The organism is Inhella sp., assembly GCF_027532025.1.
Taxonomy (GTDB): Bacteria; Pseudomonadota; Gammaproteobacteria; order Burkholderiales; family Burkholderiaceae_C; genus Inhella.
Genome location: NZ_JAPZSY010000037.1, coordinates 1 through 2,048, shown reverse-complemented (window position 1 = coordinate 2,048; position 2,048 = coordinate 1). Strand labels below are relative to the sequence as shown.

Annotated in this window: 4 protein-coding genes; all 4 read left to right on the top strand. The window is 62.9% G+C overall.

The window, feature by feature from the left end:
- Positions 1–198: 198 nt before the first annotated feature.
- A complete protein-coding gene (locus O9335_RS06800) occupies positions 199–558 on the top strand; it encodes a histidine triad nucleotide-binding protein (protein WP_298385503.1) in 360 nt (119 codons plus the stop codon).
- A gap of 272 nt (positions 559–830) precedes the next feature.
- Positions 831–1,073 (top strand): Sec-independent protein translocase subunit TatA, encoded by a 243-nt coding sequence (gene tatA / locus O9335_RS06795; RefSeq protein ID WP_298385500.1) that lies wholly within the window; start codon positions 831–833, stop codon positions 1,071–1,073.
- A 134-nt stretch (positions 1,074–1,207) separates the two neighbouring features.
- Positions 1,208–1,678 carry a Sec-independent protein translocase protein TatB gene (tatB, locus tag O9335_RS06790; RefSeq protein WP_298385506.1) on the top strand — a complete coding sequence of 157 codons (471 nt, stop codon included), beginning with the start codon at positions 1,208–1,210 and terminating at the stop codon, positions 1,676–1,678.
- A 70-nt stretch (positions 1,679–1,748) separates the two neighbouring features.
- Positions 1,749–2,048, top strand: a 300-nt coding sequence (locus O9335_RS06785; RefSeq protein WP_298385497.1) for a twin-arginine translocase subunit TatC, incomplete at its 3' end; no start/stop codon positions are given.

Sequence of the window (2,048 nt, the reverse complement as noted above, 5' to 3'; positions counted from 1 at the left end):
CAACTACATGATCCGCACCTTCTGGTGGACGCTGGTCTGGCTGGTGTTGCTGTCGCCGCTGTGGCTGCTGTTCTTCTTCCCGGGCGCCATTGCTTACACCGTGGTCTGGTTCTGGTACCTGTACCGCTGCATCCGCGGCTGGATGCGTTTTAACAGCCACAGGCCCACTTAAATCTTTTTTATCGGGTTGACCCCAGCATGAGCCACTCAGACACCTGCCTCTTCTGCAAGATCGCCGCCGGCGCCATCCCCAGCCGCAAGGTGTACGAAGACGGCGAATTTTTCGCCTTTCACGACATCAACCCCTGGGCGCCGGTGCATTTCCTGATCATCCCCAGGGAGCACATCCCCTCGATGGCGCAAATCGGCCCTGAACACGCCGCGATGCTGGGCCGCCTGATGGCGCTGGCCCCGAAGCTGGCGATGGAGCAGGGCTGCAACCCGTACCCGGAAGGCGGCTACCGCATCGTGACGAACACGGGCGCGGAAGGCGGGCAGGAAGTGCATCACTTACATTTCCACGTGATTGGCGGCCCACGCCCGTGGCTGAAAGGTTAGCCCCCACGCTTGTCGCTTCGCGTACTGCGCTGCCCCCCGAGGGGGCGTCGCTTGCTCGGGGCGGCCCGTCGCGGCGCGGGCTAGGCGGGTTACAAAGCCAAACGGAACCCCGGCGCCCGCCGCCACACTAACCCGGTAGGGCAATGTGTGTACTCAGCGTCCTGACAGGGCTGGCCTTTAGAATCAAGCCAGTTCCGTGCAAACCGGCAATTCCGCAAGTTTTTGCATTTATCTGCACTGACACCTCACAATTTCCAGATTAGGAGCAAATCATGGGTTCATTTTCCATTTGGCACTGGCTGATCGTGCTGTTGATCGTGGTGATGGTTTTCGGCACCAAAAAGCTGAAAAACATGGGCAGCGACCTCGGCGGCGCCGTCAAGGGGTTTAAAGACGGCATGAAAGACGGCAGCCAGACGCCCGCCGACGTGCCCGTGCCGCCTGCCAGCGTGACGACGAACGCACAAGCCGCCGACAAGACGACGATCGACGTCGAAGCCAAGCAAAAGTCCTGAACATGGCCCCCACGCTTGTCGCTTCGCGTACTACGCTGCCCCCCGAGGGGGCTAATTTCCCTTGGGGCGGCCCGGCGGGAAATTGCGTGTGTGTGGTGGCGTCATGGCCTTACGGCCGCGTGATTTGATATTCCCTGATTGACCTCGGCATCTCCAAAATAGCGCTGATAGGCGCAGTCGCGCTGATCGTGATCGGCCCGGAGAAGCTGCCGCGCGTGGCGCGCACCGTCGGCACGCTGCTGGGCAAGGCCCAGCGTTATGTGGCCGACGTCAAGAACGAAGTCAACCGCTCCATGGAGCTCGACGAGCTCAAGAAGATGAAGGAAACCGTCGAGGGCGCGGCCCGCGACGTGGAGAACTCCATCCAGACCAACGCCAGCGATTTTGAAAAATCATGGGCCGAGGCGACGGGCGATTCATCCTCTTCTGCCAGCCTGCCCGGCATGGAAATCTTCCCCGAATACAAACACCCGAAAAAGAAGTGGCGCCTCAAGCAGGGCGCGACGCCCCAGTGGTACAAGGCCCGTTCGGGCGTGCGCACCCGGGCGCAGTCCGGCGCGGCGCGCGTGGCGCGGTTCCGCCCGCAGCCGGGCCGCCCGCTTTGACTTGCCACACTGATCTTTCCAGCCAGGCGCGCATACCGGCGCAACCCACCCAGCGCACACCTTCCTCCCCATGAGCGACCCCCACACCGACAAGCCCGACGAACTCGCGGGCACCGAGCAGCCCTTTGTGCAGCACCTGATGGAGCTGCGCGACCGGATGATCAAAGCGGTGATTGCCGTCGGCATCGCGGCTGCCGTGCTCGCGATCTTCCCGGGCCCGGGCGCGCTCTACGACATCCTGGCCGCGCCGCTGGTTGCCGCGCTGCCCAAGGGCGCTACGCTGATCGCCACCAACGTGATCTCGCCCTTTGTCGTGCCGATCAAGATCCTGTTCATGGCCGCCTTCATGATCGCGCTGCCGGTGGTGCTC